The organism is Stenotrophomonas sp. P2112, assembly GCF_041897515.1.
Taxonomy (GTDB): domain Bacteria; phylum Pseudomonadota; class Gammaproteobacteria; order Xanthomonadales; family Xanthomonadaceae; genus Stenotrophomonas; species Stenotrophomonas sepilia.
The window spans coordinates 3,790,222-3,816,601 of record NZ_CP169216.1 but is presented as its reverse complement, the minus strand read 5'-3'; the positions used below and the strand labels follow the sequence as shown (position 1 = coordinate 3,816,601).

The window sequence follows — 26,380 nt, the reverse complement described above, 5'->3', positions numbered from 1 at the left end:
ATAATGACCGGATGGAAACCGTCCGCATCGCCACCCGCAAGAGCCCGCTCGCCCTCTGGCAGAGCGAACACGTCGCCGACCGCCTGCGCCAGGCCCACCCCGGCCTGCACGTGGAACTGGTGCCGATGAGCACCCGCGGTGACGAGGTGCTGGACCGCTCGCTGGCCGCCATCGGTGGCAAGGGCCTGTTCCTGAAGGAACTGGAGCTGGCCATGCTGCGGGGGGAGGCCGACTGCGCCGTGCACTCGCTGAAGGATGTGCCGATGGAACTGGACGCGCCCTTCGCGCTGCCGGCGTTGCTGACCCGGCACGACCCGGCCGATGGTTTCGTCTCCAACCTGTACGCCTCGCTGGACGCGCTGCCGATCGGCGCGCGGGTCGGCACCTCGTCGCTGCGCCGCCAGGCCCAGCTGCGCGCGCTGCGCCCGGACCTGGAGCTGCTGGACCTGCGTGGCAACGTCAACACCCGCCTGGCCAAGCTCGACAACGGTGGCTACGACGCCATCGTGCTGGCGGTGGCCGGCCTCGAGCGCCTGGGCCTGGGCGAGCGCATCGTCGCGCGCCTGCAACCGCCGCAGTGGTTGCCGGCGCCGGCGCAGGGCGCGGTGGCGGTAGAGTGCGACGGAGGCAACACGCGCCTGATGGCGCTGTTCGCCACGCTTGATGACGCCGCCACGCGCGCCTGCGTGGAAGCCGAGCGGGCCATGAACCGCGCGCTGCATGGCAGCTGCCACGTGCCGGTGGCGGCGATCGCGCAGTGGCAGGGCGACGACCTGCACCTGCAGGGCCTGGTCGGCAGCGCCAGTGATGGCCGCGCCGTGCGTGCCGAAGCGGTGGGCCCGGCCCGTGATCCGGAAGCGCTGGGCCAGCGGGTGGCGAAGCTGCTGCTGGACGGTGGTGCTGGCGAACTGCTGAACGTCTGAGGCACCGCAGGTAGTGCCGGCCGCTGGCCGGCAACCTCATGCCGCCGATTGAACGCTGTTGCCGGCCAGCGGCCGGCACTACCGAAATGAAGAACGGGCGCCTTGGCGCCCGTTTCTTATTTGAACTTGTAGACCACGTTCATCGTGGTCAGCGTATCGGTCTTGCGCTTGTCGACAGCGACGTCGCTGTTGTAACGCGCCTGCCAGCCGGCCTTCAGCGCCAGGTGCTCGTTCATGCTCACCGAGACGCCGAAGTCGTTCTGGCCGAAGGTGTTGTACGAACCGGATTCGACCAGCAGCGTGTTCACCAGGTCGGTGTTGTCGGTCAGCGAGTATTTCAGGTCGAACTGGCCGCGGCCGATCATGCCGGTACGGGTGCGGTCATCCTCGGTGCTGTGGGTACGGCGCACGCCGGGGCCGATCTGCGCGTCGAAATAGAAGCGCTCGGTGTTCCACAGGCGGGTGCCGTAACCCAGACCGAACGAGCTCTGGCGGTCGTAGGTGGCGAAGTCGTCGCGCTCGGTACGCACCGTGGCCGTCAGCTGGCGGTGCTCGCCCAGCTGCAGCGCGCTGCCCGCACTGCCGGTGTAGCGGTTGGCAGTGGTGTTGCTGCGGCGGGTGGTGGTGCCGTCGTCGTTGGTCTCGGTCACCTTGGAGCTGGAGCGCAGGCCGAACAGGTCCATGCTGTGCACCCAGTCGCCGTCGGTGTAGCGCAGGCGCAGGCGGCCGTTGAAGCTCTCGGTGCTGCTGTTGCCGCGTGCCGAGGCAAAGCCGAGCTCGCCGCCGCTGCCGCTCCACGGCGAGGACATCGCCGCCAGTTCGGAGGCATCCTGCGCGTATGCGAGCGGCGCACACAGCAGCAGGGGGATCAGCAGGGACACGCGCAGGGACATCGAGGCTTCTCCGGAACGGTTAACAGCCGGTGATGATACTGGAAGCGTGATGGCGGTCCGAATCGATCCAAAGCGTGCTTCAGCGAACGTTGCCGCGATCGCCTATTCAGGGCAGATCGACACGCAATGCGGGGTCGTTGAAGCGCGAATAGCGCAGGCGCAGCTGGAAGCTGCGGCCATTGCTGCTGCCGCTGCGCACGATCTGGCGTGGCAGGCCCTGGGCATCCACCCAGTACTCCAGGCGTTCGCCGGGCTGGTTGCCGCGCAGCGGGTAGTGACGGGTCTCGACCCCGTCCAGCGCCTGGCTGCCGAGATCTTCGGCCTTCAGGTCGGCGGGCAGGGCGTCGGCCGGCAGCGGGTTGCGCCACTGCTCGAGCAGGCCGGGCGGGGCCGGCACCTGGCGGATCGCACCGTCGGCCTGCAGGAACAGGGTGTCGCCGATGATGGTCTGCGGCCCGGCCGGGGTCTCCACCCGGAAACGGTCGGGTGCAACGAAGTCCATGGCGCTGCGTATCCGCTGCGGCGCGCCCAGCACTTCCAGTTCGGCGTGGAAGCTGCGCAGGGCGGCGAAACGCTGGCTGGCGCCCAGCACCGCCTGTGCCGGATCGGCGGCAGGTACCGGGGCCTCGGTGCCCGCCGGCGCCGGCGCGCGATCGCAGGCGGCCAGCAGCAGGCAGGCCAGCAGGGACAGGGCAGGCAACCGGCGCATCGGGCATTCCATGGGGTGGGGGCGACCACGATAGCCCAAACGTCCCACACAAGACCCGCGACTCGGACATAATCGGGGGTATGGACCGATACGAACGCATCACCGCCCTGCATCGTCTGCTCAAGTCCGCGCGCTATCCGGTGACGGTGGCGACCCTGCAGGACAAGCTCGGTTGTTCCCGTGCCACCGTCTACCGCGACCTGGCCTTCCTGCGCGATGCGCTGATGGCACCGATCGAGGGCGACGGCGAGGCCGGCTTCCGCTACCAGGCCGACGAGAGCGATCGCTTCGAGCTGCCCGGCCTGTGGCTCAGCTCGGAGGAGCTGCATGCCCTGCTGGCCTCGCAGCACCTGCTGGCGCGTACCGGCGGCGGCGTGCTGTCGTCGGTGCTGGCCCCGCTGCAGCAGCGCATCGAGAGCCTGTTGGCAGCCCAGGCCGGTGTCTCCAGCTGGCCGGTCGATCGCGTGCGGGTGATTCCGCACCGTGGCCGCAAGTTCGATGAAGGCAGCTTCCGCAGCGTGGCCTCGGCGGTGCTGGAGCGCCGTCAGCTGGCGTTCGAGTACCGCGCCCGTTCCACCGACGAGCCGACCAAGCGCACCGTCTCGCCGCAGCGCCTGACCCATTATCGCGACAACTGGTACCTGGATGCCTGGGACCATGACCGCGAGGCGCTGCGCAGTTTCGCGGTGGACCGCATCCACAAGGCACGGGTAATCGACAGTGCCGCCCGCGATGTCGCCGACAGCGAGCTGGACGAGCAGCTCGGCGCCAGCTATGGCATTTTTTCGGGTGCGCCGAAGGGCTGGGCGACCATCCTGTTCAGCGCCAAGGCTGCGCGCTGGGTGGCCGACGAGCACTGGCATTCCAAGCAGCAGGGTCGTTTCCTGGCCGATGGCCGCTACGAACTGAAGGTGCCGTACAGCGTCTCGCGAGAGTTGCTGATGGACGTGCTGCACTATGGTTCGGATGCAGAGATCATCGAGCCGATCATGCTGCGCGAGCAGGCCAAGGCGCTGCTTGAGCTGGCCCTGAGCAACTACGAAAAATCCTGACACTCCCCCCGAGAACCCCGTCCCCCATGAAGAAGACCCTGTTGCTGTCCCTGCTCGCCGCTGCGCTGGCCCTGACCGCCTGCGGCAAGTCCGGCGAGCCCTCGCAGAAGCTGGTGGTGGCCGCCACGGCCGTGCCGCATGCCGAGATCCTCGAGGTGGTCAAGCCGATCCTCAAGCAGGAAGGCGTGGACCTGGACGTGCGCGTATTCAACGACTACGTGCAGCCCAACGACCAGCTGGTGCAGAAGCAGGTGGACGCCAACTACTTCCAGACCGAGCCGTACCTGGATGCCTACAACCGCGACCGCAAGACCGACCTGGTGAAGGTGATCGGCGTGCACATCGAGCCGTTCGGTGCGTACTCGCGCAAGGTCAAGTCGCTGGCCGAGCTGCGCGATGGTGCCGACGTGGTGATCCCGAACGATCCGAGCAACAACAGCCGCGCGCTGATCCTGCTGCACAAGGCCGGCGTGATCGAGCTGAAGGACCCGGCCAACGCGCTGTCGACCCAGCGTGACATCACCGCCAACCCGAAGAACCTGAAGTTCCGCGAGCTGGACTCGGCGATGCTGCCGCGCGTGCTGGACCAGGTCGATCTGGCCCTGATCAACACCAACTATGCGCTGGACGCCGGCCTCAACCCGACCAAGGATGCGCTGGCGATCGAGAGCAAGGATTCGCCGTACGTGAACTTCCTGGTCGCGCGCCCGGACAACAAGGACGACGCCCGTGTGCAGAAGCTGGCCAAGGCCCTGACCAGCCCGCAGGTGAAGGCCTTCATCGAGAGCAAGTACAAGGGCGCGGTGCTGCCGGCGTTCTGATTGCGGCTGATCTGTTGATTTGAATGGTGGGTGTCGACCTTGGTCGACACTGCCTGCCCTGTAGAGCCGAGCCCACGCTCGGCTCTGCTGTTTCCGGCATTTCACCAACGGCAGCCGAGCATCGCTCGGCTCTTCCGTGTCACTCCACGTGCCGCAGCAGGGCAGGGCATTGCAGTTTCAATCGACGTGGAAGGCGAGGGTGGCGGCAACTGCCTGCTGCCATCCCGCATACAGCTTCTCGCGCCGCGACACCTCCATCTGTGGCTCGAAGCGCCGGTCCAGGCCCCACTGTGCAGCGATCTGTTCGCGGCTTGACCAGAACCCGACGGCCAGGCCGGCCAGATAGGCCGCACCGAGCGCGGTGGTTTCGGTCAACCGCGGCCGCAGCAGCGGCACACCGAGGATGTCTGCCTGGAAGCCGGCCAGGAAGTCGTTGCCGATCGCACCGCCATCAGCGCGCAGCTCGGTCAGTGCGATGCCCGCATCGGACTGCATGGCATCGAGCACGTCGCGGGTCTGGTAGGCCATCGCTTCCAGCGCGGCGCGCACGAAATGCGCCTTGCCCGTGCCACGGGTCAAGCCAAACATCGCACCGCGCACATCACTGCGCCAATAGGGCGCACCCAGGCCGACAAACGCCGGCACCAGATAGGCGCCGCCGCTGTCGGGCACCTGCGCGGCCAGTGCCTGGCTGTCGCTGGCGCGTTCGATCATGCGCAGTCCGTCGCGCAGCCACTGCACCACCGAGCCGGCGATGAAGATCGACCCTTCCAGCGCATACTCCACGCGCCCGTCCAGGCCCCAGGCAATGGTGGTCAGCAGGCCGTTGCGCGACCGCACCGCCTGCGCGCCGGTATGCATCAACATGAAGCAACCGGTGCCATAGGTGTTCTTGACCATGCCCGGCTGGAAACAGGCCTGGCCGAACAGTGCCGCCTGCTGGTCACCGGCGATGCCGGCGATCGGGATCGGGTGGTCGAAGAAGAACTGCGGCCGGGTGTGTGCGTACACCGCACTGGAGTCGCGCACCTGCGGCAGCATCGCGCGCGGGATGTCGAGCAGGGCCAGCAGATCGTCATCCCAGTCCAGCGTGTGGATGTTGAACAACAGCGTGCGCGCCGCGTTGCTGTAGTCGGTCACATGCGCCTGGCCGCCGCTGAGGTTCCACACCAGCCAGCTGTCGATGGTGCCAAACAGCAGCTCGCCACGTTCGGCGCGCTGCTGCGCACCTTCCACGTGGTCGAGGATCCAGCGCACCTTGGTCGCAGAAAAATAGGCATCGATCAGCAGGCCGGTCCGCTCGCGGATCAGCGCTTCATGGCCTTCGGACTTCAGTCGTTCACAGATGGCGTGGCTCTGCCGCGATTGCCAGACGATGGCGTTGTGGATCGGCTGGCCGGTGGCACGGTCCCAGACCACGGTGGTTTCGCGCTGGTTGGTGATGCCCAGTGCGGCGATATGGCGCGGGTCGATCTGCCCGCGACTGAGCAGTTCGGTCAGCGTGGCATAGACGCTGGTGAGGATCTCGCGCGGGTCATGCTCGACCCAGCCGGGTTGCGGGAAGATCTGTGCAAACTCGCGCTGCGCGCTGCCGATGATGTCGCCGGCACGGTCGAACAGGATCGCGCGCGAACTGGTGGTGCCCTGGTCGATGGCCAGCACGTAGCGGGGCGTCATGCAGCGTCTCCGGTAGAGCAGTCAGGGTAACTTACCTTTCTCTCTGTAGAGCCGAGCCATGCTCGGCTGCATTTGCACAACGCAGCCGAGCATGGCTCGGCTCTACAGAGTGGAGTGTTCGATCCACGCCTGCAGCCGTGTCACCTGCGCAGCGTCCAGCCGCAACCCCAGCTTGCTCCTTCGCCACAGCACGTCCTCGGCAGTGCGCGCCCACTCATGCTCGCGTAGAAAGGCCACTTCCCGGGCATGCAGGCCGCCGCCAAACGCCTCGCCAAGATCGTGCAGGCCCCGTACACCCTGCAGCAGTTCCGCGCTTCGACTGCCATAGGCCCCGGCCCAGCGTCGCGCGATACCTGCGGGCAACCAGGGTGCCGATACCTGCAGATGCGCGCCCGCCTGCGCGGCGTCGCCCCAGTCGCTGCCTGGCAGCGGGTCCCCGTCTGCTGTCCACGCCGCTCCCATCTGCGGCAGGGCGGGCCGCAGCAGCTCCAGCGCTTCCTCGGCCAGCACCCGGTAGGTGGTCAGCTTGCCGCCCAGCACATGCAGCGCCGGTGCCGGGTCCACCTGGAGCTGCAGGCGGTAATCGCGGCTGAGTCTTGCCGCGCGCGGATCGGGATCAGCCAGCAGCGGGCGGACACCGGCGAACTGCCAGACCACATCTTCCGGCGCGATGGGTTCATGCAGGTAGCGGTTGGCCGCTTCGCACAGGTACGCCACCTCTGAAGGCAGCACGCCGCAGCGCGCCGGGTCGCCGCGATAGTCGGTGTCGGTGGTGCCAACCAGCAGGTGGTCGTGGGCGAAGGGCAACAGGAACACCACGCGTCGATCGGGTTGCTGCAGCAGGCACGCGCTGTCATCGGGCCAGGGCCGGCGCAGGACGATGTGGCTGCCTTGTACCAGCCGCAGCGCGGGGCCGCCACTGCGTGCCTCCATCCGTTCCAGCAGGCCGCCGGCCCACGGCCCTGCCGCATTGGCGACGGCGCGCGCGGTCACCTGCTGCTGGCCATCAGCGGATTCCAGCACCGCCTGCCACCGGCCCTGCAAGGGCTGCAGGTCGATGCAGCGGCTGCGCACACGCACCTGTGCGCCCCGCTGCGCGGCATCCAGGGCGTTGAGCAGCACCAGTCGCGCGTCATCGACCTGCGCGTCGGCGTAGCTGAAGGCCTGCCGCAGATCCGGGGAAAGCCAGGGGCCGAGCGGATCGCGCTGAAGGTCCAGGGCGCGCGAGGCGGGAAATGCCGGGCTGCGACGGCCCAGGTGGTCATACAGCCACAGTCCCGCGCGTAGCATCCAGCGTGGGCGCAGATGGGGTTCCCACGGCAGCACGAAGCGCAATGGATGGACCAGATGGGGCGCCTGCCGGCGTACCACCTCGCGTTCGCCCAGCGCCTTGCGCACCAGCCCGAGCTCGCCCTGTTCCAGGTAGCGCAGGCCGCCGTGGATCAGCTTGCTGCTGGCGCTGGAGGTATGCGCGGCCAGGTCGTGCTGCTCGCACAGCAGCACGCGCAGGCCGCGGCCGCTGGCGTCACGGGCGATGCCGGCACCGTTGATGCCGCCACCGATCACCAGCAGGTCGACGTCGTCCATCGTGTCTCCGCGTCCTGTGTCTGTAGAGCCGAGCCGCGCCACCATTGACCGTGGGCGCCATTGAACGTAACGCATCGCAATGCGCGCGGAGCCCGCCGCTCGACTCGGGATAGGGGGCTTGGCTCGACTCTACAAAAAGGCAGTCGAGCATGGGCTCGACTCTACAGAACGCCGGTGACGGAAACGACGACGGGCCCCGAAGGGCCCGTCGCGTTGCATCAGTGAAGCAGGTGCAGCCTGGATCAGAAGCGGGCGCCGATGCCGAAGCCGACGGTCCACGGATCCATCTTGGCTTCGCCGATCTTCTCGCCGCCAACCTTGATGTCCGGGCGGGCGCGCATGTAGCGGGCGTCAGCACGGGCAAACCAGGTGGAGTTGATGTTCATGTCGACGCCGACGGTGCCGATCACGCCCTTGGCATCCTTGAAGCGGATGTCGGTGTCAGCGCCGTTGCCCAGCTTCTCGTTGCTGAAGCTCGACTGGTAGTAGCCGACGCCCACGAACGGACGGAACACGTTGTCAGCCTGGCCGAAGTGGTACTGGCCGCTCAGCGCGACCGGCTGCTGCTCGACCGAGCCCAGGCGGGCGTTGTTCGGGCCCTTGAACTTGTTGTCGAACTTGTCAGCGGCGCCCCACAGTTCAACGGCCCAGTTGTCGTTGATGTAGTAGCTGAAGCTGACGGTCGGCGCCGGACCACCATCGGTCTTCTTCACGCCGGAGATCGGGTCGTTCTTCGGTTCCAGCAGCGAGATGCCGCCAACAACGGCAAAATGCTTGCCCGACGCGGTGTCGGTGCTGCTGCTGTCCTGGGCGAAAGCGGCCGGCGCGAAGGCGGCGGAGGTCAGCAGGGCGAGACTCAGGATACGGATGGAGCGCATGGGGGTATCTCCTAATGTTTCTTGTTTTGGGCCCCCGGTTGCGGGGCGAGCACACCGTAGTCGCCCCAACATGAATCGAATCCGACGCACGTTAAAAAATAGTTTTCCTTGTTCAGCGACCGGTACGGAACGCCTGTATTCATGGGGTTTCTGGCGCTCGGGGACATTCATGCAGTTGGAGAAGATGTGAGCACAGCAACGTTGTGCATTGGCTTGCAAGCGCAGGTGAACGTGGAGTGCAGGGTGCTGCTGCTGGGCTCGATGCCGGGCGTGGCGTCCCTGCAGGAGCAGCGCTATTACGCCCATCCGCGCAACCGCTTCTGGCCGCTGATGGCCGACATCTGTGGTTTCGACGCGGATCTGGCCTACGCCGCGCGGCTGCAGGCATTGAATGCCGCGGGCATCGGTCTGTGGGATGTGATCGGTCGCTGCGAGCGCCGAGGCAGCCTGGACGCGGACATCGTGCGTGGCACGGAAGTGGCCAATGCACTGCCGGAACTGATCGCCACGTTGCCTGAGCTGACGCTGATCGGCTGCAATGGCGCTGCATCATGGCAGGCGTTCCACCGCTGGGTGCTGCCGCAGCTGGAGGCCCCGCCACAGGTGGTTGCATTGCCCTCGACCAGCCCGGCCAATGCGGCGTGGTCGTTGCCGCGCCTGCGCCAGGCCTGGCAGCCGGTTGCAGACGCACTGGCGACATGAAGCGGACATCGTCCGGACAATACGCTACCGACTGGTCGCGGCCGGGACCCGTGGGCAACAGCCTGTCCCGGCTGCGTGCGTACTGAAAACACCTGTAACGGTTGGCGCTGGACCCCGCTGGCCGCACAATAGACGTTTCCCTACACCAGATTGCCGGAGTTATCCCCATGGCCGAAATCAAGGAAGCACTTGTCCCCGATATCGGTGACTACAGCGATATCCCGGTAATCGAGGTGCTTGTCGCCGTCGGCGACACGGTCAAGAAGGACCAGGGCCTGGTGACGCTGGAAAGCGACAAGGCGACGATGGAAGTGCCGTCCTCGGTGGCAGGCGTGGTCAAGGAACTGAAGGTCAAGGTGGGCGACAGCCTGTCCGAAGGCAAGGTCGTGGCGCTGATCGAAGTGGCCGAAGGCGAAGCCGCCGCGCCGGCCGCCGCCGCACCGGCACCGGCCAAGTCCGCTGCCCCGGCTGCCGCCACCCAGAGCGCGCCGGCCCCGGCCGCCGCTGCGGCGGCCGCTCCGGCCACTCCGGCCACTCCGGCCGCCAGCGGTGGCGCAGTGGAAGCGCTGGTGCCGGACATCGGCGACTACGCCGGCATCCCGGTCATCGAAGTGCTGGTCGCCGTTGGCGACACGGTCAAGAAGGACCAGGGCCTGGTCACGCTGGAAAGCGACAAGGCCACGATGGAGGTGCCGTCGTCAGTGGCCGGTGTGGTCAAGGAGATCAAGGTCAAGGTGGGCGACAACCTGTCGCAGGGCGACGTGGTTGCCATCATTGATGCCGAAGGCGCTGCCGCGCCGGCACCGACCAAGGCGGCGGCTGCCGCTGCTCCGGCTGCCGCCGAGACCGCCACCAAGGTCGAGCCGGTCGCTGTGCCGGCACAGCCGGACAAGCTGGCGGCGCGCGAGATCGCTTTGGCCGGCACCCCGTCCAGCCCGCCGGTGCAGTTCAACGCCGATGGCGTGCTGCCGGCCAAGGTGCCGTACGCCACCCCGGCGGTGCGCGTGTTCGCCCGCGAGCTGGGCGTGGACCTGCTGCAGATCAACGGCACCGAGAAGGGGGGCCGCATCACCAAGGCTGACGTGCAGAAGTTCGTCAAGGCCGCACTCAGTGGTGGTGTGCCAGCAGCTGCCGGTGGCGCCGTCGCCGCCGGTGGTGGCCTGAACCTGCTGCCGTGGCCGAAGGTCGACTTCAGCAAGTTCGGCGAGACCGAAGTCCAGCCGCTGTCGCGCATCAAGAAGATCTCCGGCGCGAACCTGGCCCGCAACTGGGCGATGATCCCGCACGTCACCCAGTTCGAACAGGCCGACATCACCGACCTGGAAGGCCTGCGCGTGGCGCTGAACAAGGAAAACGAGAAGGCCGGCATCAAGCTGACCATGCTTGCCTTCCTGATCAAGGCCAGCGCCGCGGCGCTGAAGAAGTTCCCGGAATTCAACGCCTCGCTCGACGCCAGCGGTGAGAACCTGACCCTGAAGAAGTACTTCCACATCGGCTTTGCCGCCGATACGCCGAACGGCCTGGTCGTGCCGGTCATCCGCGACGTGGACAAGAAGGGCGTGGTGCAGATCGCGCAGGAAACCGGCGAGCTGGCCAAGAAGGCGCGCGACGGCAAGCTGGGCCCGGCCGACATGAGCGGCGGCTGCTTCTCGATCAGCTCGCTGGGCGGCATTGGCGGCACCGCGTTCACTCCGATCGTCAATGCACCGGAAGTGGCCATCCTGGGCGTGTCCAAGTCCTCCATCCAGCCGGTCTGGAATGGCAAGGAGTTCGCGCCGAAGTTGATGCTGCCGCTGTCGCTGAGCTACGACCACCGCGTCATCGACGGCGCTCTGGCCGCACGCTTCACCACGTACCTGTCGCAGGTGCTGGCCGACATGCGCCGCGTGCTGCTGTAAGGCATCGCTTCGCCCCCACCGTGCGGCCGCTGCCCCTGGCGCGGCCGCGTGAACAGATGCAGTGACAGCCCGCCGGCCATGCCGGCCGGGCACAAGGAAAACCACCATGGCCACGATTGAAGTCAAGGTTCCCGACATCGGCGATTACAGCGATGTGCCGGTGATCGAAGTGTTGGTCGCCGTCGGCGACACGGTGAAGAAGGACCAGGGCCTGGTGACCCTGGAGTCGGACAAGGCCACCCTGGAAGTGCCGTCCTCGGCGGCCGGCGTGGTCAAGGAGATCAAGGTCAAGCTGGGCGATACCCTGTCCGAAGGCGCCGTGGTCGTGGTGCTGGACGCTGAAGGCGCCGCCGATGCCCCCGCCAAGGCCGCTGCGCCGGCTCCGGCTGCGGCCGCTCCGGCCAGCAAGCCGCCGGTGACCCCCTCGCACCGCGCCCCGGCCGAGCCGGTGGCACCGAAGCCGGCGCTGTCCAGTGGCAAGCCGGCCGACATCGAATGCGAAATGGTCGTGCTGGGCTCCGGCCCGGGCGGCTACACCGCCGCCTTCCGCGCCGCCGACGTCGGCCTGGATACGGTGCTGGTCGAGCGCTACGCCAGCCTCGGCGGCGTCTGCCTCAACGTCGGTTGCATTCCGTCCAAGGCGCTGCTGCACGCTGCCGCGGTGATCGACGAAGTGGCCCACGCCGGCGATTTCGGCGTCGAGTTCGGCAAGCCGACCATCACCCTGGACAAGCTGCGCCAGTACAAGGAAAAGGTCGTCAACCAGCTGACCAAGGGCCTGGCCGGCATGGCCAAGCAGCGCAAGGTCCGCAACGTGCAGGGCGTCGGCAGGTTCCTCTCGGCCAACGAACTGGAGATCACCGCCGCAGACGGCAGCACCCAGCTGCTGCGCTTCCAGAAGTGCATCATTGCCGCTGGTTCGCAGGCGGTGAAGCTGCCGAACTTCCCGTGGGACGACAAGCGCGTGATGGATTCCACCGACGCGCTGGAGCTGGCCGAAGTGCCGGGCTCGCTGCTGGTCGTCGGCGGCGGCATCATCGGCCTGGAAATGGCCACTGTGTACAGCGCACTGGGCAGCAAGGTCACCGTGGTCGAGTTCATGGACCAGCTGATGCCGGGCGCCGACAAGGACCTGGTCAAGCCGCTGGCCGACCGCCTGAAGAGGCAGGGCATCGAAGTGCACCTGAAGACCAAGGCCTCGGGCGTCACCGCCGATGCCAAGGGCATCACCGTGACCTTCGAGGCGGCCGAGGAAGGCCAGGCACCGGCGCTGGCGCAGGGCACTTTCGACCGTGTTCTGGTGGCCGTCGGGCGTTCGCCGAACGGCAAGAAGATCGATGCCGAGAAGGCCGGTGTGCAGGTCACCGAGCGTGGCTTCATCCCGGTTGATCGCCAGATGCGCACCAACGTGCCGCACATCTTTGCCATCGGCGACATCGTCGGCAACCCGATGCTGGCCCACAAGGCCACCCACGAAGGCAAGCTGGCCGCCGAAGTGGCCGCTGGTCACAAGAAGGAGTGGGTGGCCCGCGTGATTCCGTCGGTGGCCTACACCAACCCGGAAATCGCCTGGGTGGGCGTGACCGAGACCGAAGCCAAGGCCAAGGGCCTGAAGGTCGGCGTGGCCAAGTTCCCGTGGGCCGCCAGCGGCCGCGCGATCGGCATCGGTCGCACCGAGGGCTTCACCAAGCTGATCTTCGATGAGGAGACCCACCGCATCATCGGCGGCGCGATCGTCGGCGTGCATGCCGGTGACCTGCTGGCCGAGATCGGCCTGGCCATCGAGATGGGTGCCGAAGCCGAAGACATCGGCCACACCATCCATGCGCACCCGACGCTGAGCGAATCGGTGGCGATGGCCTCGGAAATCTACGACGGCACGATCACCGATCTGTACATGCCGAAGAAGAAGTAAGGCGCCCGCGCCTTCACGAACGAAAAGCCCTGGCATCTGCCGGGGCTTTTTGTTGAGCTTCGATCACTCTCATTGCGAGCGTTCGGGCCGCTGCGCGGGTGGCCGGCGTCTGGACAAATGTCCCCCGTCGTCCGCCTGCGGCGGTCGCCTCCTCCTTTACTTTGTCCAGACGCCGGCCACCCACGCAGCGGCTCGGCTTGCGGGTAGTCGAGAGCCACTGCCTGGGCCGCCTGGATGCCTGACACGCGGAGGGAGCGGGGGCTGGGTGCGAAGTAAAGGAGGAGGTGACGGCCGTAGGCCGGCGCCGGGGGACATTCGCAGCCAGCCCCCGCTCCCTCCAGCGCTCGACCACGCCTGCGTCTACGGCAACTGCCACCGCGAAGGTCTGGGCCGCAGCGCAGGTGGCAGGCGTCTGGACAAATGTCCCCCGTCGTCCGCCTGCGGCGGTCGCCTCCTCCTTTACTTTGTCCAAACGCCTGCCACCGGCGCTGCGGCTCGGCTTGCGGATAGTAAGAGCCAGTGCCAAAGCCGCCTGGATGCCTGACACGCGGGGGGAGAGGGGCTTGCGTGCGAAGTAAAGGAGGAGGTGACGGCCGCGGGCCGGCGCCGGGGGACATTCGCAGCCAGCCCCCGCTCCCTCCAGCGCTCGACCACGCCTGCGTCTACGGCAACTGCCACCGCGAAGGTCTGGGCCGCTGCGCAGGTGGCAGGCGTCTGGACAAATGTCCCCCGTCGTCCGCCTGCGGCGGTCGCCTCCTCCTTTACTTTGTCCAGACGCCGGCCACCCACGCAGCGGCTCGGCTTGCGGGTAGTCGAGAGCCACTGCCTGGGCCGCCTGGATGCCTGACACGCGGAGGGAGCGGGGGCTGGGTGCGAAGTAAAGGAGGAGGTGACGGCCGCAGGCCGGCGCCGGGGGACATTCGCAGCCAGCCCCCGCTCCCTCCAGCGCTCGACCACGCCTGCGTCTACGGCAACTGCCACCGCGAAGGTCTGGGCCGCTGCGCGGGTGGCAGGCATTTGGACAAATGTCCCCCGTCGCCCGCCTGCGGCGGTCGCCTCCTCCTTTACTTTCTCCAGACGCCGGCCACCCACGCAGCGGCTCGGCTTGCGGACAGTCCAGAGCCACTGCCTGGGCCGCCTGGATGCCTGACACGCGGGGGGAGAGGGGCTTGTGTGCGAAGTAAAGGAGGAGGTGACGGCCGTAGGCCGGCGCCGGGGGACATTCGCAGCCAGCCCCCGCTCCCTCCGGCGCTCGACCACGCCTGCGTCTACGGCAACTGCCACCGCGAAGGTCTGGGCCGCTGCGCAGGTGGCAGGCGTCTGGACAAATGTCCCCCGTCGTCCGCCTGCGGTGGTCGCCTCCTCCTTTACTTTGTCCAGACGCCGGCCACCCACGCAGCGGCTCGGCTTGCGGACAGTCCAGAGCCACTGCCTGGGCCGCCTGGATGCCTGACACGCGGGGGGAGAGGGGCTTGTGTGCGAAGTAAAGGAGGAGGTGACGGCCGCAGGCCGGCGCCGGGGGACATTCGCAGCCAGCCCCCGCTCCCTCCAGCGCTCGACCACGCCTGCGTCTACGGCAACTGCCACCGCGAAGGTCTGGGCCGCTGCGCAGGTGGCAGGCGTCTGGACAAATGTCCCCCGTCGTCCGCCTGCGGCGGTCGCCTCCTCCTTTACTTTGTCCAGACGCCGGCCACCCACGCAGCGGCTCGGCTTGCGGGTGGTCGAGAGCCACTGCCTGGGCCGCCTGGATGCCTGACACGCGGAGGGAGCGGGGGCTGGGTGCGAAGTAAAGGAGGAGGTGACGGCCGCAGGCCGGCGCCGGGGGACATTCGCAGCCAGCCCCCGCTCCCTCCAGCGCTCGACCACGCCTGCGTCTACGGCAACTGCCACCGCGAAGGTCTGGGCCGCTGCGCAGGTGGCAGGCGTCTGGACCAATGTCCCCCGTCGTCCGCCTGCGGTGGTCGCCTCCTCCTTTACTTTCTCCAGACGCCGGCCACCCACGCAGCGGCTCGGCTTGCGGACAGTCCAGAGCCACTGCCTGGGCCGCGTGGATGCCTGATACGCGGGGGGAGAGGGGCTTGTGTGCGAAGTAAAGGAGGAGGTGACGGCCGCAGGCCGGCGCCGGCGGACATTCGCACGCAAGCCCCTCTCCCCCCGCGCTCGACCAACCTGCTTCTCTGCTCGACGATGCCACAAAAAACGCGGCCCCGATGTTCCGGAGGCCGCGCCAGGAGAGAGAGAGCCGTGGAAGGGGCGGGTGTCAGAACACGAAGCTGACGCCGGCCACCGGGCCCTTGAATTCCTGCTTCAGGCCGATGGTGCCGTCGCTGCCCTTCTTGTCCGCATCGAGCTTGAACCAGTCGTAGCCGGCGAACACACCGAAGTTCCTGGTGAAGCGGTAATCGACGATGGCGTTGGCGCGGCTCAGATCGCCCTTGTAGTCATCGAAGCTGCCCCAGCGCGTGTTGAGGTACTGGCCCTGCAGGGTGATCATCCACTTCTCGGACGGGGTGAAGCTCAATCGCGCACCGACCACTGGCGCCACGCCGTCGGTCTTCTCGTTGAGGAACTGGCCTTCGTACACGGTGCCGAGGTCGGCGTAGGCCTTGGTGCTGACCTTGGCGTACTCGGCACCCAGCTGCAGGCCGAGGTCGAACGTATCGGTGTCCACCACCGAGTAGTCATAGACCAGGCTGGCCACCTGGTACTTCAGTTCGCCCTTGACGAAGCTGCCGGACGGCACGTTGACGTCACCGAAGGAGATGTCCTGGCCGAGGGTCTCGCGGCGGTCCTTGTCGTACTTGAAATAGTTGAACAGCAGGCGCTGGCGGTTGCTGATGCGGAACATGCCGTCAATGCGCGGCTCCCACTCCTTGCCACCCAGCTTGAAGTCCTCGGAGAAACCGATGTCCTGCCCGGCGACATTGGTCTTGCCGCGGAGCGTGTTGTCCGAGTCGATGTTCATCGCACCCAGGCGCAGGGCAAAGCGGTCGTCGCCTTCGGCGGCGTGGGCAGCGGTGGCGAACGAGGCGCCGGCGGCGATCAGGGAGAGAGCGAGCAGGGTGGGTACGGGGCGCATCGAAGAGTCCTTGCAGTGGTTCATCAGAATGAAGACCACTGTGCCGGACAGGCCCGTCCACCATCCGTGAACGTATGGTCCACGGCATGTGCACGGTTCAGTGCTGTCGCGACGATGCAAAAAGATGGCCCCGGAGACGGGCTTCGGGGCCATCGTGGGACCTGCGGGGTGGAGCCGACGAGGATGCTGCAGGCAGGTCGAAAGATCGGACCCGCGCATCCGGCGAAAGTTCCTCGCCTGCGACCAAAGTTCAATACTGCGGTGCAGCATCATGCGGACGTCATTGTCCCCCGGGTGGTACGCAAAAATGTAACCGTTACCGCAACTTGCGGCTTCCCGGGATGAACAGGCAGCGGTTGTCTCGCAAATTGTCCCATTGCTATAATTTGGCGGCTCGATGAGGCCCCCCTGCTGTAGCCGCCTCAGCCTTCCACTTGCAACCACGCGGGACGTCCTGTGCTGAACTCCGTTGATGCGGGTCGGCGACTGATGCTGCGCGCCGCGGTCTACCCGCTGGCCGCGGTCGCTGTCCTGGCCCTGGCCTTCCTGCTGGTCGGTCCGAAATATGCCCTCGGCGCGCTGGCGTCCGGTGTGGCCATTTCGGCCGGTGGCTGGGTGGCGGCAAGGATGGCGCTGGGGGGTGGTGCGGTGGCCGCAGGATCGGCGATGGCTCGCCTGATCATTGCGATCGTGGCCAAGTGGGTCGTGGTTTTCGGCGTCCTGCTGGTGGGGTTCCTGGTCTTCAAGCTGCCTGCATTGGCGCTGTTGGCCGGTATCGCCGTCGGCTTGATGTTCCAGGTCCTGGCGATGGCCAGGCGTTGACAGAATTCAATTAACTGAAGGTTCCGGACACATGGCGGGCGAGGCTCTAACCCCTACCAGCTACATCCAGCATCACCTGCACAACCTGACCGCGCCGGTCGGCAAGGGTGAGGGTATGTTCTGGCATATCCACGTCGATACCTTCCTCACCGCGGTCCTGATGGGCCTGGTGATCGTTGTCGCGTTCTGGCTGGGCACCCGCAAGGCCACCGCCGGCGTGCCGGGCAAGTGGCAGGCCTTCGTCGAGATCTGCCTGGAGTTCGTCGACCGCCAGGCCAAGGACACCTACCACGGCAAGAGCAAGCTGGTCACGCCGATCGCCATCACCATCTTCTTCTGGATTCTGCTGATGAATCTGCTGAAGATGATCCCGGCCGATTTCATTGCCAAGCCGCTGGAATGGGCGGGCGTGCACTACTGGAAGCCGGTCCCGACCGCTGACGTCAATGCCACACTGGGCATGGCCATCAGCGTGTTCTTCCTGATGCTGTTCTTCGCACTGAAGTCGAAGGGCCTGGGCGGCTTCATCAAGGAATTCCTGACGGCGCCGTTCGGCAAGTGGATGATGCCGTTCAACCTGATCCTCAACATCGTCGAGTGGCTGAGCAAGCCGATCTCGCTGGCGATGCGACTGTTCGGCAACATGTTCGGCGGCGAAATCGTGTTCCTGCTGATCTGGGTGCTGGGTGGTGCCGGTTTCTTCGGTGCCATTGCCGGTGGTGTGTTCGGCCTCGGCTGGATGCTGTTCCACCTGCTGGTGATCCCGCTGCAGGCCTTCATCTTCATGATGCTGTCGATCGTGTACCTGAGCCTGTCGGAAGACGCTCACTGAGTTTCAAGCTTCAACGCGTTTCAACCTTCATCCGTTTCATCACCCTTAGCAACTTAAGTTCCTGGAGATAACCATGTACTTCGCCGTCCTGACCAACTTCGCGCAGATTCAGAGCTCCACCGCCCTTGCCGTCGGCATCATGATCGGCCTGGCCGCGCTGGGCGCCGGTCTGGGTCTGGCCATCATGGCTGGTAAGTTCCTGGAGTCGGCCGCCCGCCAGCCGGAACTGATCCCGGTCCTGCAGGTCCGCATGTTCATCACCGCCGGCCTGATCGACGCCGCGTTCATCATCTCGGTCGCCGTTGGCCTGCTGCTGGCCTTCGCCAACCCGCTGTCGGCTGCCTTCGCTGGCGCCGTCACCAAGGCTCTGGCCGGCTGATACAGCGGTTTGAGACGACCGGGTGCTGATGCACCCGGTTTCGGATGAAGGCCGGATGTGCCGCTTCGGCGGCGCGTCCACCCCGAAACCAGCGATCGAGCTAACCATGAATATCAATTTCACCCTTCTTGCGCAGGCGCTGGCCTTCGCTGGTCTGATCTGGATCATCGCGACCAAGATCTGGCCGCCGCTGATGAACGCGATCGAAGAGCGCCAGCAGAAGATTGCTGAAGGCCTCGCTGCTGCCGACCGCAGCCAGAAAGATCTGGCCCAGGCGCAGGAGAAGGTCAACGAAGCGCTGAAGGAAGCCCGCACCAAGGCCAACGAGATCATCGATCAGGCCCATGCGCGTGCCAACCAGATCGTTGATGCTGCCCGCAACGAAGCGATCACCGAAGCCACCCGTCAGAAGGAACTGGCCCAGGCTGAAATCGACGCCGCCGCCAACCGTGCCCGTGAAGATCTGCGCAAGCAGGTGTCCGCGCTGGCCGTGACCGGTGCCGAAAAGCTGCTCAAGCGCGAAATCGACGCCAACGCCCACAAGGCGCTGCTCGACGAGCTGGCCTCGGAGATCTAAGGATGAGCCAGGCCCTCACGCTTGCCCGCCCGTACGCCCGCGCCGCGTTCGCGACCGCGCGCGACGAAGGCGCGTTCGCGCCGTGGTCGGACGCCCTGGCGTTCTCCGCCCACGTCGCCGCCGACCCGCGCGTGGCGGCCCTGCTCGCCAACCCGGAGCTGGGTCGTGACGACGCCGTCGCCCTGCTGGCGCCGGTGTCCCACGGCGAGACCTACTCGCGCTTCCTGGCCATCCTGGCCGAATCGCATCGTCTGCCGCTGCTGCCGGAAATCTCCGGCATGTTCGACGCCCTGCGCGCCGAAGCCGAGCACGTGGTCAAGGCCACCGTCACCTCGGCTGCCGAGCTGTCGGCCGGCGAGCTGGACGCGATCAAGGTCGCGCTGCGCAAGCGCTTCAACCGCGAGGTCGACGTGACCACTGCGGTCGATGCTTCGCTGATCGGCGGCGCCGTGATCGACGCCGGCGACGTGGTCATCGATGGTTCGCTGAAGGGCAAGCTGGCCCGTCTGCAGACCGCGCTCGCTAACTGAATTCATTTAACGTCCGGCCCCGCTGCCGGCACTAGGACTTGACGATGGCAACCACGCTCAACCCCTCCGAAATCAGCGAACTGATCAAGAACCGCATCGAGAAGGTCAAGCTGGCCGCGGAATCGCGCAACGAAGGCACCGTGACCAGCGTGTCCGACGGCATCGTGCGCATCTTCGGTCTGGCCGACGTGATGCAGGGCGAAATGATCGAACTGCCGAACAACACCTTCGCCCTGGCCCTGAACCTGGAGCGCGACTCGGTCGGCGCCGTGGTCCTGGGTGACTACGAGCACCTGCGCGAAGGCGACGTCGCCAAGACCACCGGCCGCATCCTGGAAGTGCCGGTCGGTCCGGAACTGCTGGGCCGCGTCGTGAACGCGCTGGGCGAGCCGATCGACGGCAAGGGCCCGCTGGGCACCGACCTGACCGCTCCGGTGGAGCGCGTTGCTCCGGGCGTGATCTGGCGCAAGTCGGTCGACCAGCCGGTGCAGACCGGTTACAAGTCGGTCGACTCGATGATCCCGATCGGCCGTGGCCAGCGCGAGCTGATCATCGGTGACCGCCAGACCGGCAAGACCGCCATGGCGATCGATGCGGTGATCAACCAGAAGGGCACCGGCATCAAGTGCGTGTACGTTGCGATCGGCCAGAAGGCGTCGACCATCGCCAACATCGTGCGCAAGCTGGAAGAGAACGGCGCGCTGGCCCACACCATCGTGGTGGCCGCGACCGCTTCCGAATCGGCTGCCATGCAGTACATCAGCGCCTACTCGGGCTGCACCATGGGTGAGTACTTCATGGACCGCGGCGAAGACGCGCTGATCGTGTACGACGATCTGTCCAAGCAGGCCGTCGCCTACCGCCAGATCTCCCTGCTGCTGAAGCGTCCGCCGGGCCGCGAAGCCTACCCGGGTGACGTGTTCTACCTGCACTCGCGCCTGCTGGAACGCGCTGCCCGCGTGTCCGAGGAATACGTCGAGAAGTTCACCGAAGGCAAGGTCACCGGCAAGACCGGCTCGCTGACCGCGCTGCCGATCATCGAAACCCAGGCCGGCGACGTGTCCGCCTTCGTTCCGACCAACGTGATCTCGATCACCGACGGCCAGATCTTCCTGGAAACCGACCTGTTCAACGCCGGCATCCGCCCGGCCGTGAACGCCGGTATCTCGGTGTCGCGCGTCGGTGGCTCGGCCCAGACCAAGATCATCAAGAAGCTGTCGGGCGGTATCCGTATCTCGCTGGCCCAGTACCGTGAGCTGGCTGCGTTCGCGCAGTTCGCCTCGGACCTGGACGAAGCGACCCGCAAGCAGCTGGAGCGTGGCCAGCGCGTCACCGAGCTGATGAAGCAGAAGCAGTACGCGCCCATGTCGATCGCCAACCAGGCGCTGTCGATCTACGCCGTCAACGAGGGCTACCTCGATGACGTGCCGGTCAACAAGCTGCTGGCGTTCGAAGAAGGCCTGCACGCCCACTTCGCCAATACCCAGGGCGAGCTGATCAGCAAGGTCAACGCTACCGGCGGTTGGGACAACGACATCGAAGGTGCCTTCAAGAAGGGCATCGCCGAGTTCAAGACCACCGGCAGCTGGTAATCGCGGTCCTGTAGAGCGGAGCCCCAGGCTCCGCTGGACCAGATGACAAACGGTTGAACAACGCGGGGCATCAGCCCCGCGCCACGGGAAACAAGAGATGGCAAGCGGACGCGAAATCAAAACCAAGATCAAGAGCGTGCAGAACACCCGCAAGGTGACGCGCGCCCTGGAAATGGTCTCGGCCTCCAAGATCCGCAAGGCGCAGGATCGGATGAAGACCTCGCGTCCGTACGCGCAGGCGATGAAGCAGGTGATCGGTCACCTGGCCCAGGCCAGCACCGACTACCAGCATCCGTTCCTGGTCGAGCGTGAGCAGGTCAAGCGGGTCGGTTTCATCGTGATCTCCTCCGATCGCGGCCTGGCCGGCGGCCTGAACAACAACCTGTTCCGCAAGATGCTGGGCGAAGCCAAGGCATGGCAGGACAAGGGTGCCGAAGTGGACCTGGTGACCATCGGCCAGAAGGCTTCGACCTTCTTCCGCCGCGTGAAGGTCAACATGGTCGGCAGCGTGACCCACATCGGCGACGTGCCGAAGCTGGAATCGCTGATCGGTGTGATCAAGGTCATGCTCGACGCCTTCACCGAAGGCAAGATCGACCGCGTGTACCTGGTCTACAACCGCTTCGTGAACACCATGGTGCAGAAGGCCAGCTTCGATCAGCTGCTGCCGCTGCCGCCGGCCGAGAAGCAGGTCGCTCACCACGACTGGGACTACCTGTACGAACCCGATGCCGCGACCGTGCTGGAGCACGTGATGACGCGTTACATCGAGTCGCTGGTGTACCAGGCACTGCTGGAAAACGTCGCCTCCGAGCATGCCGCACGCATGGTTGCGATGAAGGCGGCGAGCGACAACGCCAACAAGCTGATCGGCACTCTGCAGCTCGTCTACAACAAGGCGCGCCAGGCAGCGATCACCCAGGAAATCTCCGAAATCGTCGGCGGCGCGGCAGCAGTCTGACCGCGTTCGTTCAAAGCACACATTAGAGGATGCAGCAATGAGTCAGGGCAAGATCGTTCAGATCATCGGCGCGGTCGTCGACGTCGAATTCCCGCGTGAATCGGTGCCGAAGGTGTACGACGCACTGAAGGTCGAAAACACCGAGATCACCCTCGAAGTCCAGCAGCAGCTGGGCGACGGCGTGGTGCGTACCATCGCCCTCGGTTCCACCGACGGCCTGAAGCGCAACCTGGTTGCCGTCAACACCGGCCGCGGCATTTCGGTGCCGGTCGGCGCCGGCACCCTGGGCCGCATCATGGACGTGCTGGGCCGTCCGATCGACGAAGCCGGCCCGGTCGCTGCCAGCGACAACTGGGAAATCCACCGCGCTGCGCCGTCGTATGAAGACCAGTCCCCGGCCACCGAGCTGCTGGAAACCGGCATCAAGGTCATCGACCTGATGTGCCCGTTCGCCAAGGGCGGCAAGGTCGGCCTGTTCGGCGGCGCCGGCGTCGGCAAGACCGTCAACATGATGGAACTGATCAACAACATCGCCAAGGCGCACAGCGGCCTGTCCGTGTTCGCCGGCGTGGGTGAGCGTACCCGTGAGGGCAACGACTTCTACCACGAAATGAAGGACTCCAACGTCCTGGACAAGGTGGCGATGGTGTACGGCCAGATGAACGAGCCGCCGGGCAACCGCCTGCGCGTCGCGCTGACCGGCCTGACCATGGCCGAGTACTTCCGCGACGAGAAGGACGAAAACGGCAAGGGCAAGGACGTCCTGTTGTTCGTCGACAACATCTACCGCTACACCCTGGCCGGTACCGAAGTGTCGGCACTGCTGGGCCGTATGCCGTCCGCGGTGGGTTACCAGCCGACCCTGGCCGAGGAAATGGGCGTCCTGCAGGAGCGCATCACCTCGACCAAGAACGGCTCGATCACCTCGATCCAGGCCGTCTACGTTCCCGCGGACGACCTGACCGACCCGTCGCCGGCGACCACCTTCGCCCACCTGGACTCGACCGTCACCCTGTCGCGTTCGATCGCCTCGCTGGGTATCTACCCGGCCGTCGATCCGCTGGACTCCACCAGCCGCCAGATGGATCCGCTGGTGATCGGCCACGAGCACTATGACACCGCCCAGCGCGTCCAGCAGACCCTGCAGAAGTACAAGGAACTGAAGGACATCATCGCGATCCTGGGCATGGACGAACTGTCCGAAGAGGACAAGCAGGCCGTGTCGCGCGCCCGTAAGATCGAGCGCTTCTTCAGCCAGCCGTTCCACGTGGCCGAAGTGTTCACCGGTTCGCCGGGCAAGTACGTGCCGCTGAAGGACACCATCCGTGGCTTCAAGGCCATCGTCGATGGCGAGTACGACCACCTGCCGGAGCAGGCGTTCTACATGGTCGGCGGCATCGAAGAAGCGGTCGAGAAGGCCAAGAAGATGGCCGAGAAGGCCTGATCCGGGACGGGCGGGAGCGATCCTGCCCGACCTGACGCCGGCGCCGGGCAACCGCCCGCGCCGGTGGACCCCCACGGTGGCATTGCGCCGCCGCGAACAGCGAAGAGATTTGCATGAGCACGATCCGTTGCGACATCGTCAGCGCCGAGCAGGAAATCTTCCGTGGCGAAGCGACCCTGGTCGTGGCCACCGGTGAGCTGGGTGAACTGGGCATCGCGCCCAAGCACGCGCCGCTGATCACCCGCCTGAAGCCGGGCAAGGTGGTGGTCACCACGCCGAACGGCGAGCAGCTGGATTTCGCCATCTCCGGCGGTATCCTGGAAGTGCAGCCGCAGGTGGTGACCGTGCTGGCCGACACCGCGATCCGCGCGCAGGACATCGACGAAGCCTCGGTCCGCAAGGCCAAGGAAGAAGCCGAACGCATCCTGGCCAACCGCGGCGAAGCGATGGAAGTGGCCGAAGCCCAGCAGAAGCTGGCTGAAGCCGTCGTCCAGCTGCAGGCACTGGAACGCCTGCGCAAGAATCTCAAGCACTGAGGTTCGCGCTGCATCCACGAGAACGCCGGCCCTGTGCCGGCGTTTTTGTTTGGGGCGGGGCAGGGCCGATTGGGTAGAGCCGACGGGGGTAGAGTCGACTGTCAGTCGACTACCGCGCGCAGCTCGGGATTTTCGCGACCTCACGGAAGAGCAGTCGACTGACAGTCGACTCTACCGTTCCGGTTCCCGCCCCCAATCCGGCATCCCGATTCCCGCCTCGTCTCAGCGATACACCACGTAGCGCATCAACAGGAACGACACGCATGCCAGCCCGCCTTCCACCAGCGGCTTGGCCAGCCACGTGAATTGCAGGCCCAGCGCCTGGTCGACCAGGCTGACCAGCAGCGTGCTCGTCGCCGTCAGCAGCAGCCACAGCCCGAAGAAACGTGCAAAGCGCTTCCATCCCAGCTTGCGGGTGCCGGCCTCGGCAAAGGTGTAGCGGCCGTTGAGCCAGAAGCCCAGCAGCATGCCGGCCAGGCGACCGGCGATGTTGGCCGGCGCGACCGGCATGCCCAGCGCGGTGGCGACCACGAACACCAGCCAATCGACCAGCAGCTGCACGAGCCCGATCACGAGGTAGGTGCTTCCCTGGCGGAGCAGGCTCATCGGCGTGGTGAAGGAGGAGGGATGCCCATGTTAACGGCCCACGCTCTAGAATCACCGGCAACGAACTACGGACTGCTGCTCCCATGACCCAAGCCCTGCACGTCATCATCCTCGCCGCCGGCGCCGGCAAGCGCATGAAGTCGGTGCTGCCGAAGGTGCTGCAGCCGATCGCCGGCCAGCCGATGCTGGCGCACGTGATCGATACGGCCCGCGAGCTGCAGCCGGCGGCCATCCACGTGGTTTACGGCCATGGTGGCGAGGCGGTGCGTCAGTACTTCGCCGGCCAGCCCGACCTGCAGTGGGCCGAACAGGTCCAGCAGCTCGGTACCGGCCACGCAGTGGCGCAGGCAATGCCGCAGGTTCCCGATGCCGCGCAGGTGCTGGTGCTGTACGGCGATGTGCCGCTGATCCGCGCGCAGACCCTGCGCGACCTGCTGGCGCAGCCGGGCCGGCTGGCAGTGCTGGTGGCCGATGTCGATGACCCGACCGGGTACGGCCGGGTGCTGCGCGATGCAGAGGGCAAGGTGGGCTCCATCGTCGAGCAGAAGGACGCCACCGACGACCAGCTGCGCGTGCGCACGATCAACACCGGCATCATCGCCGCAGAGTCGACCGCGCTGCGCCGCTGGTTGTCGCAGCTGTCCAACAGCAATGCGCAGGGCGAGTACTACCTTACCGATGTGTTCGCGTTCGCCGCGCATGAGTACACCCCGGCCGAGATGGCCCTGGTCGCCGATGCACAGGAGGCCGAGGGGGCGAATGATCCATGGCAGCTGTCGCAGCTGGAGCGCGCCTGGCAGCGCCGTGCGGTGCGTGCACTGTGCGCTCAGGGCGCGCGCGTGCGTGACCCGGCACGACTGGATATCCGTGGCACCGTCACCGTGGGCAGCGATGTACTGATCGATGTCGACGTTGTTCTTGAAGGCAACGTCGTGCTCGGTGACGGCGTTACCGTAGGCCCGTTCAACCGGCTGAAGGACGTCAACCTGGGGCCCGGCACCGAAGTGCGCGCGCATTGCGACCTGGAAGGCGTGGTGACCGAGGGTGCCGCGCAGATCGGCCCGTTCGCACGCTTGCGGCCGGGTACCGTGCTGGCCGATGGCGTACACGTCGGCAACTTCGTCGAAACCAAGAAGGTCACCCTCGGCGTCGGCAGCAAGGCCAACCATCTCACCTACCTGGGTGACGCGGTGATCGGCAGCAGGGTGAACATCGGTGCCGGCACCATCACCTGCAACTACGATGGCGTGAACAAGTCGACCACCACCATCGGCGACAACGCCTTCATCGGCTCCAACAGCTCGCTGGTGGCACCGATCACCATCGGCGAGGGCGCGACCATCGCTGCCGGGTCGGTCATCACCCGCACCGCGCCGGACGGCAAGCTGACGCTGGCACGTGCACGACAGGAAACCATCGATGGCTGGAAGCGCCCGGTCAAGAAGTCCTGAGCCACGGGTTCCGCGCACCGATGAGCTGGGTGTGCTGCCGGCGATCGAACAACGTGCCGGCGAACTGCTGAGGGGTCACGAGGCCTATCCGGTGTTTGCCAGCCACGGCCTGGACCTGCCGACGCTGCAGGAAGGCCTTGAGCGTGGGCAGCTGTGGGTGGTGGATGGCGCCGCCGGCGGTGTTGCCGGCTACCTGCTGGCCGGCGACCTGGCAGGCGAGTTCCATGTCCTGCAGATGGATGTGGATCCAGCGCACGCGCGTCGTGGCCATGGCCGTGCATTGCTGCGGCATGCCTTGGCGCAGGCCAGGGCCACTGGCTTTGCTGCAGCGGTGCTGACCACCTTGAGCGATGTGCCGTGGAATGCAGCCTTCTACGCCAGCGAAGGGTTCGAGGTAGTGCCCGAGGCGCAGTGGAGCGAGGGCCTGCGCGCGGTGATGGCCGAAGAGGCCGCGCTGGGATTTCCAATGCATCTGCGGGTGGCGATGCGGCAGGTCTGGTAGGTGCCGACCCTGGT

At 66.3% G+C, this 26,380-nt stretch carries 24 protein-coding genes; 17 read left to right on the top strand and 7 right to left on the bottom strand.

Features of this window, described 5'->3' with window-relative positions:
* The first annotated feature begins 11 nt into the window (after positions 1-11).
* On the top strand, positions 12-923 hold the full coding sequence (gene hemC / locus ACEPA4_RS17540; RefSeq protein WP_164093234.1) for a hydroxymethylbilane synthase: 912 nt from the start codon (positions 12-14) through the stop codon (positions 921-923).
* 116 nt (positions 924-1,039) lie between these two features.
* Here the strand turns inward: hemC and ACEPA4_RS17535 are convergent, their stop codons facing one another.
* On the bottom strand, positions 1,040-1,816 hold the full coding sequence (locus ACEPA4_RS17535) for a YdiY family protein (RefSeq protein ID WP_005419541.1): 777 nt from the start codon (positions 1,814-1,816) through the stop codon (positions 1,040-1,042).
* A gap of 106 nt (positions 1,817-1,922) precedes the next feature.
* Positions 1,923-2,525, bottom strand: a complete 603-nt coding sequence (locus ACEPA4_RS17530; RefSeq protein ID WP_262089896.1) for a hypothetical protein — start codon at positions 2,523-2,525, stop codon at positions 1,923-1,925.
* A gap of 80 nt (positions 2,526-2,605) precedes the next feature.
* On the opposite strand from ACEPA4_RS17530, the gene ACEPA4_RS17525 reads away from it, so the two are divergent.
* Together ACEPA4_RS17525 and ACEPA4_RS17520 are read left to right on the top strand one after the other, a co-directional pair.
* Positions 2,606-3,577, top strand: a complete 972-nt coding sequence (locus ACEPA4_RS17525) for a YafY family protein (RefSeq protein ID WP_005419539.1) — start codon at positions 2,606-2,608, stop codon at positions 3,575-3,577.
* A gap of 26 nt (positions 3,578-3,603) precedes the next feature.
* On the top strand, positions 3,604-4,398 hold the full coding sequence (locus tag ACEPA4_RS17520) for a MetQ/NlpA family ABC transporter substrate-binding protein (RefSeq protein WP_053500668.1): 795 nt from the start codon (positions 3,604-3,606) through the stop codon (positions 4,396-4,398).
* Between the two features lie 177 nt (positions 4,399-4,575).
* Here ACEPA4_RS17520 and glpK read toward each other — a convergent pair whose 3' ends face one another.
* The 3 genes from glpK to ACEPA4_RS17505 form a co-directional block, all read right to left on the bottom strand.
* Complete coding sequence (gene glpK / locus ACEPA4_RS17515) at positions 4,576-6,075, bottom strand: glycerol kinase GlpK (RefSeq protein WP_065178005.1); 1,500 nt, start codon at positions 6,073-6,075, stop codon at positions 4,576-4,578.
* A 102-nt stretch (positions 6,076-6,177) separates the two neighbouring features.
* Positions 6,178-7,662, bottom strand: a complete 1,485-nt coding sequence (gene glpD, locus ACEPA4_RS17510) for a glycerol-3-phosphate dehydrogenase (RefSeq protein WP_262089895.1) — start codon at positions 7,660-7,662, stop codon at positions 6,178-6,180.
* Between the two features lie 242 nt (positions 7,663-7,904).
* Positions 7,905-8,540 carry an OmpW family protein gene (locus ACEPA4_RS17505; protein ID WP_005419535.1) on the bottom strand — a complete coding sequence of 212 codons (636 nt, stop codon included), beginning with the start codon at positions 8,538-8,540 and terminating at the stop codon, positions 7,905-7,907.
* Between the two features lie 186 nt (positions 8,541-8,726).
* On the opposite strand from ACEPA4_RS17505, the gene ACEPA4_RS17500 reads away from it, so the two are divergent.
* The 3 genes from ACEPA4_RS17500 (at position 8,727) to lpdA (ending at position 13,055) form a co-directional block, all read left to right on the top strand.
* Complete coding sequence (locus ACEPA4_RS17500; protein WP_164093231.1) at positions 8,727-9,242, top strand: DNA-deoxyinosine glycosylase; 516 nt, start codon at positions 8,727-8,729, stop codon at positions 9,240-9,242.
* 167 nt (positions 9,243-9,409) lie between these two features.
* The gene (gene aceF, locus ACEPA4_RS17495; protein ID WP_353088907.1) at positions 9,410-11,140 is read left to right on the top strand and encodes a dihydrolipoyllysine-residue acetyltransferase; all 1,731 of its coding nucleotides are present in this window, start codon (positions 9,410-9,412) and stop codon (positions 11,138-11,140) included.
* A gap of 106 nt (positions 11,141-11,246) precedes the next feature.
* Positions 11,247-13,055: a dihydrolipoyl dehydrogenase gene (lpdA, locus tag ACEPA4_RS17490; protein WP_262089891.1), complete on the top strand. Its 1,809-nt coding sequence runs from the start codon at positions 11,247-11,249 to the stop codon at positions 13,053-13,055.
* Between the two features lie 2,260 nt (positions 13,056-15,315).
* Here lpdA and ACEPA4_RS17485 read toward each other — a convergent pair.
* Positions 15,316-16,134: a hypothetical protein gene (locus tag ACEPA4_RS17485; RefSeq protein ID WP_005419516.1), complete on the bottom strand. Its 819-nt coding sequence runs from the start codon at positions 16,132-16,134 to the stop codon at positions 15,316-15,318.
* 456 nt (positions 16,135-16,590) lie between these two features.
* On the opposite strand from ACEPA4_RS17485, the gene ACEPA4_RS17480 reads away from it, so the two are divergent.
* The 9 genes from ACEPA4_RS17480 (at position 16,591) to ACEPA4_RS17440 (ending at position 23,807) form a co-directional block, all read left to right on the top strand.
* Positions 16,591-16,956, top strand: coding sequence for a hypothetical protein (locus ACEPA4_RS17480; RefSeq protein WP_014648497.1), 366 nt, complete (start codon positions 16,591-16,593; stop codon positions 16,954-16,956).
* A gap of 31 nt (positions 16,957-16,987) precedes the next feature.
* The gene (atpB, locus tag ACEPA4_RS17475) at positions 16,988-17,788 is read left to right on the top strand and encodes a F0F1 ATP synthase subunit A (RefSeq protein ID WP_005411134.1); all 801 of its coding nucleotides are present in this window, start codon (positions 16,988-16,990) and stop codon (positions 17,786-17,788) included.
* 73 nt (positions 17,789-17,861) lie between these two features.
* Positions 17,862-18,167 (top strand): F0F1 ATP synthase subunit C, encoded by a 306-nt coding sequence (gene atpE, locus ACEPA4_RS17470; protein WP_005411133.1) that lies wholly within the window; start codon positions 17,862-17,864, stop codon positions 18,165-18,167.
* Positions 18,168-18,273: 106 nt separating this feature from the next.
* Positions 18,274-18,744: a F0F1 ATP synthase subunit B gene (locus ACEPA4_RS17465; RefSeq protein WP_005419512.1), complete on the top strand. Its 471-nt coding sequence runs from the start codon at positions 18,274-18,276 to the stop codon at positions 18,742-18,744.
* Between the two features lie 2 nt (positions 18,745-18,746).
* Complete coding sequence (locus ACEPA4_RS17460) at positions 18,747-19,274, top strand: F0F1 ATP synthase subunit delta (RefSeq protein ID WP_005411131.1); 528 nt, start codon at positions 18,747-18,749, stop codon at positions 19,272-19,274.
* Positions 19,275-19,318: 44 nt separating this feature from the next.
* On the top strand, positions 19,319-20,866 hold the full coding sequence (atpA, locus tag ACEPA4_RS17455; RefSeq protein ID WP_005419511.1) for a F0F1 ATP synthase subunit alpha: 1,548 nt from the start codon (positions 19,319-19,321) through the stop codon (positions 20,864-20,866).
* Positions 20,867-20,963: 97 nt separating this feature from the next.
* Positions 20,964-21,827, top strand: a complete 864-nt coding sequence (gene atpG / locus ACEPA4_RS17450) for a F0F1 ATP synthase subunit gamma (RefSeq protein ID WP_005411129.1) — start codon at positions 20,964-20,966, stop codon at positions 21,825-21,827.
* A gap of 37 nt (positions 21,828-21,864) precedes the next feature.
* The gene (gene atpD, locus ACEPA4_RS17445; protein WP_005419510.1) at positions 21,865-23,271 is read left to right on the top strand and encodes a F0F1 ATP synthase subunit beta; all 1,407 of its coding nucleotides are present in this window, start codon (positions 21,865-21,867) and stop codon (positions 23,269-23,271) included.
* 113 nt (positions 23,272-23,384) lie between these two features.
* Positions 23,385-23,807: a F0F1 ATP synthase subunit epsilon gene (locus ACEPA4_RS17440; protein WP_005419509.1), complete on the top strand. Its 423-nt coding sequence runs from the start codon at positions 23,385-23,387 to the stop codon at positions 23,805-23,807.
* Between the two features lie 222 nt (positions 23,808-24,029).
* Here the strand turns inward: ACEPA4_RS17440 and ACEPA4_RS17435 are convergent, their stop codons facing one another.
* Complete coding sequence (locus tag ACEPA4_RS17435; RefSeq protein WP_005419508.1) at positions 24,030-24,413, bottom strand: GtrA family protein; 384 nt, start codon at positions 24,411-24,413, stop codon at positions 24,030-24,032.
* Between the two features lie 83 nt (positions 24,414-24,496).
* Between ACEPA4_RS17435 and glmU the strand changes: the two genes are divergently transcribed.
* Both glmU and ACEPA4_RS17425 read left to right on the top strand, forming a co-directional pair.
* Entirely contained in the window at positions 24,497-25,864 is a 1,368-nt protein-coding gene (gene glmU, locus ACEPA4_RS17430; protein WP_065186211.1) for a bifunctional UDP-N-acetylglucosamine diphosphorylase/glucosamine-1-phosphate N-acetyltransferase GlmU, read from the top strand.
* Positions 25,833-26,366 (top strand): GNAT family N-acetyltransferase, encoded by a 534-nt coding sequence (locus tag ACEPA4_RS17425; RefSeq protein WP_053497585.1) that lies wholly within the window; start codon positions 25,833-25,835, stop codon positions 26,364-26,366. The genes glmU and ACEPA4_RS17425 overlap by 32 nt, the downstream gene beginning before the upstream one ends.
* Positions 26,367-26,380 lie beyond the last annotated feature (14 nt).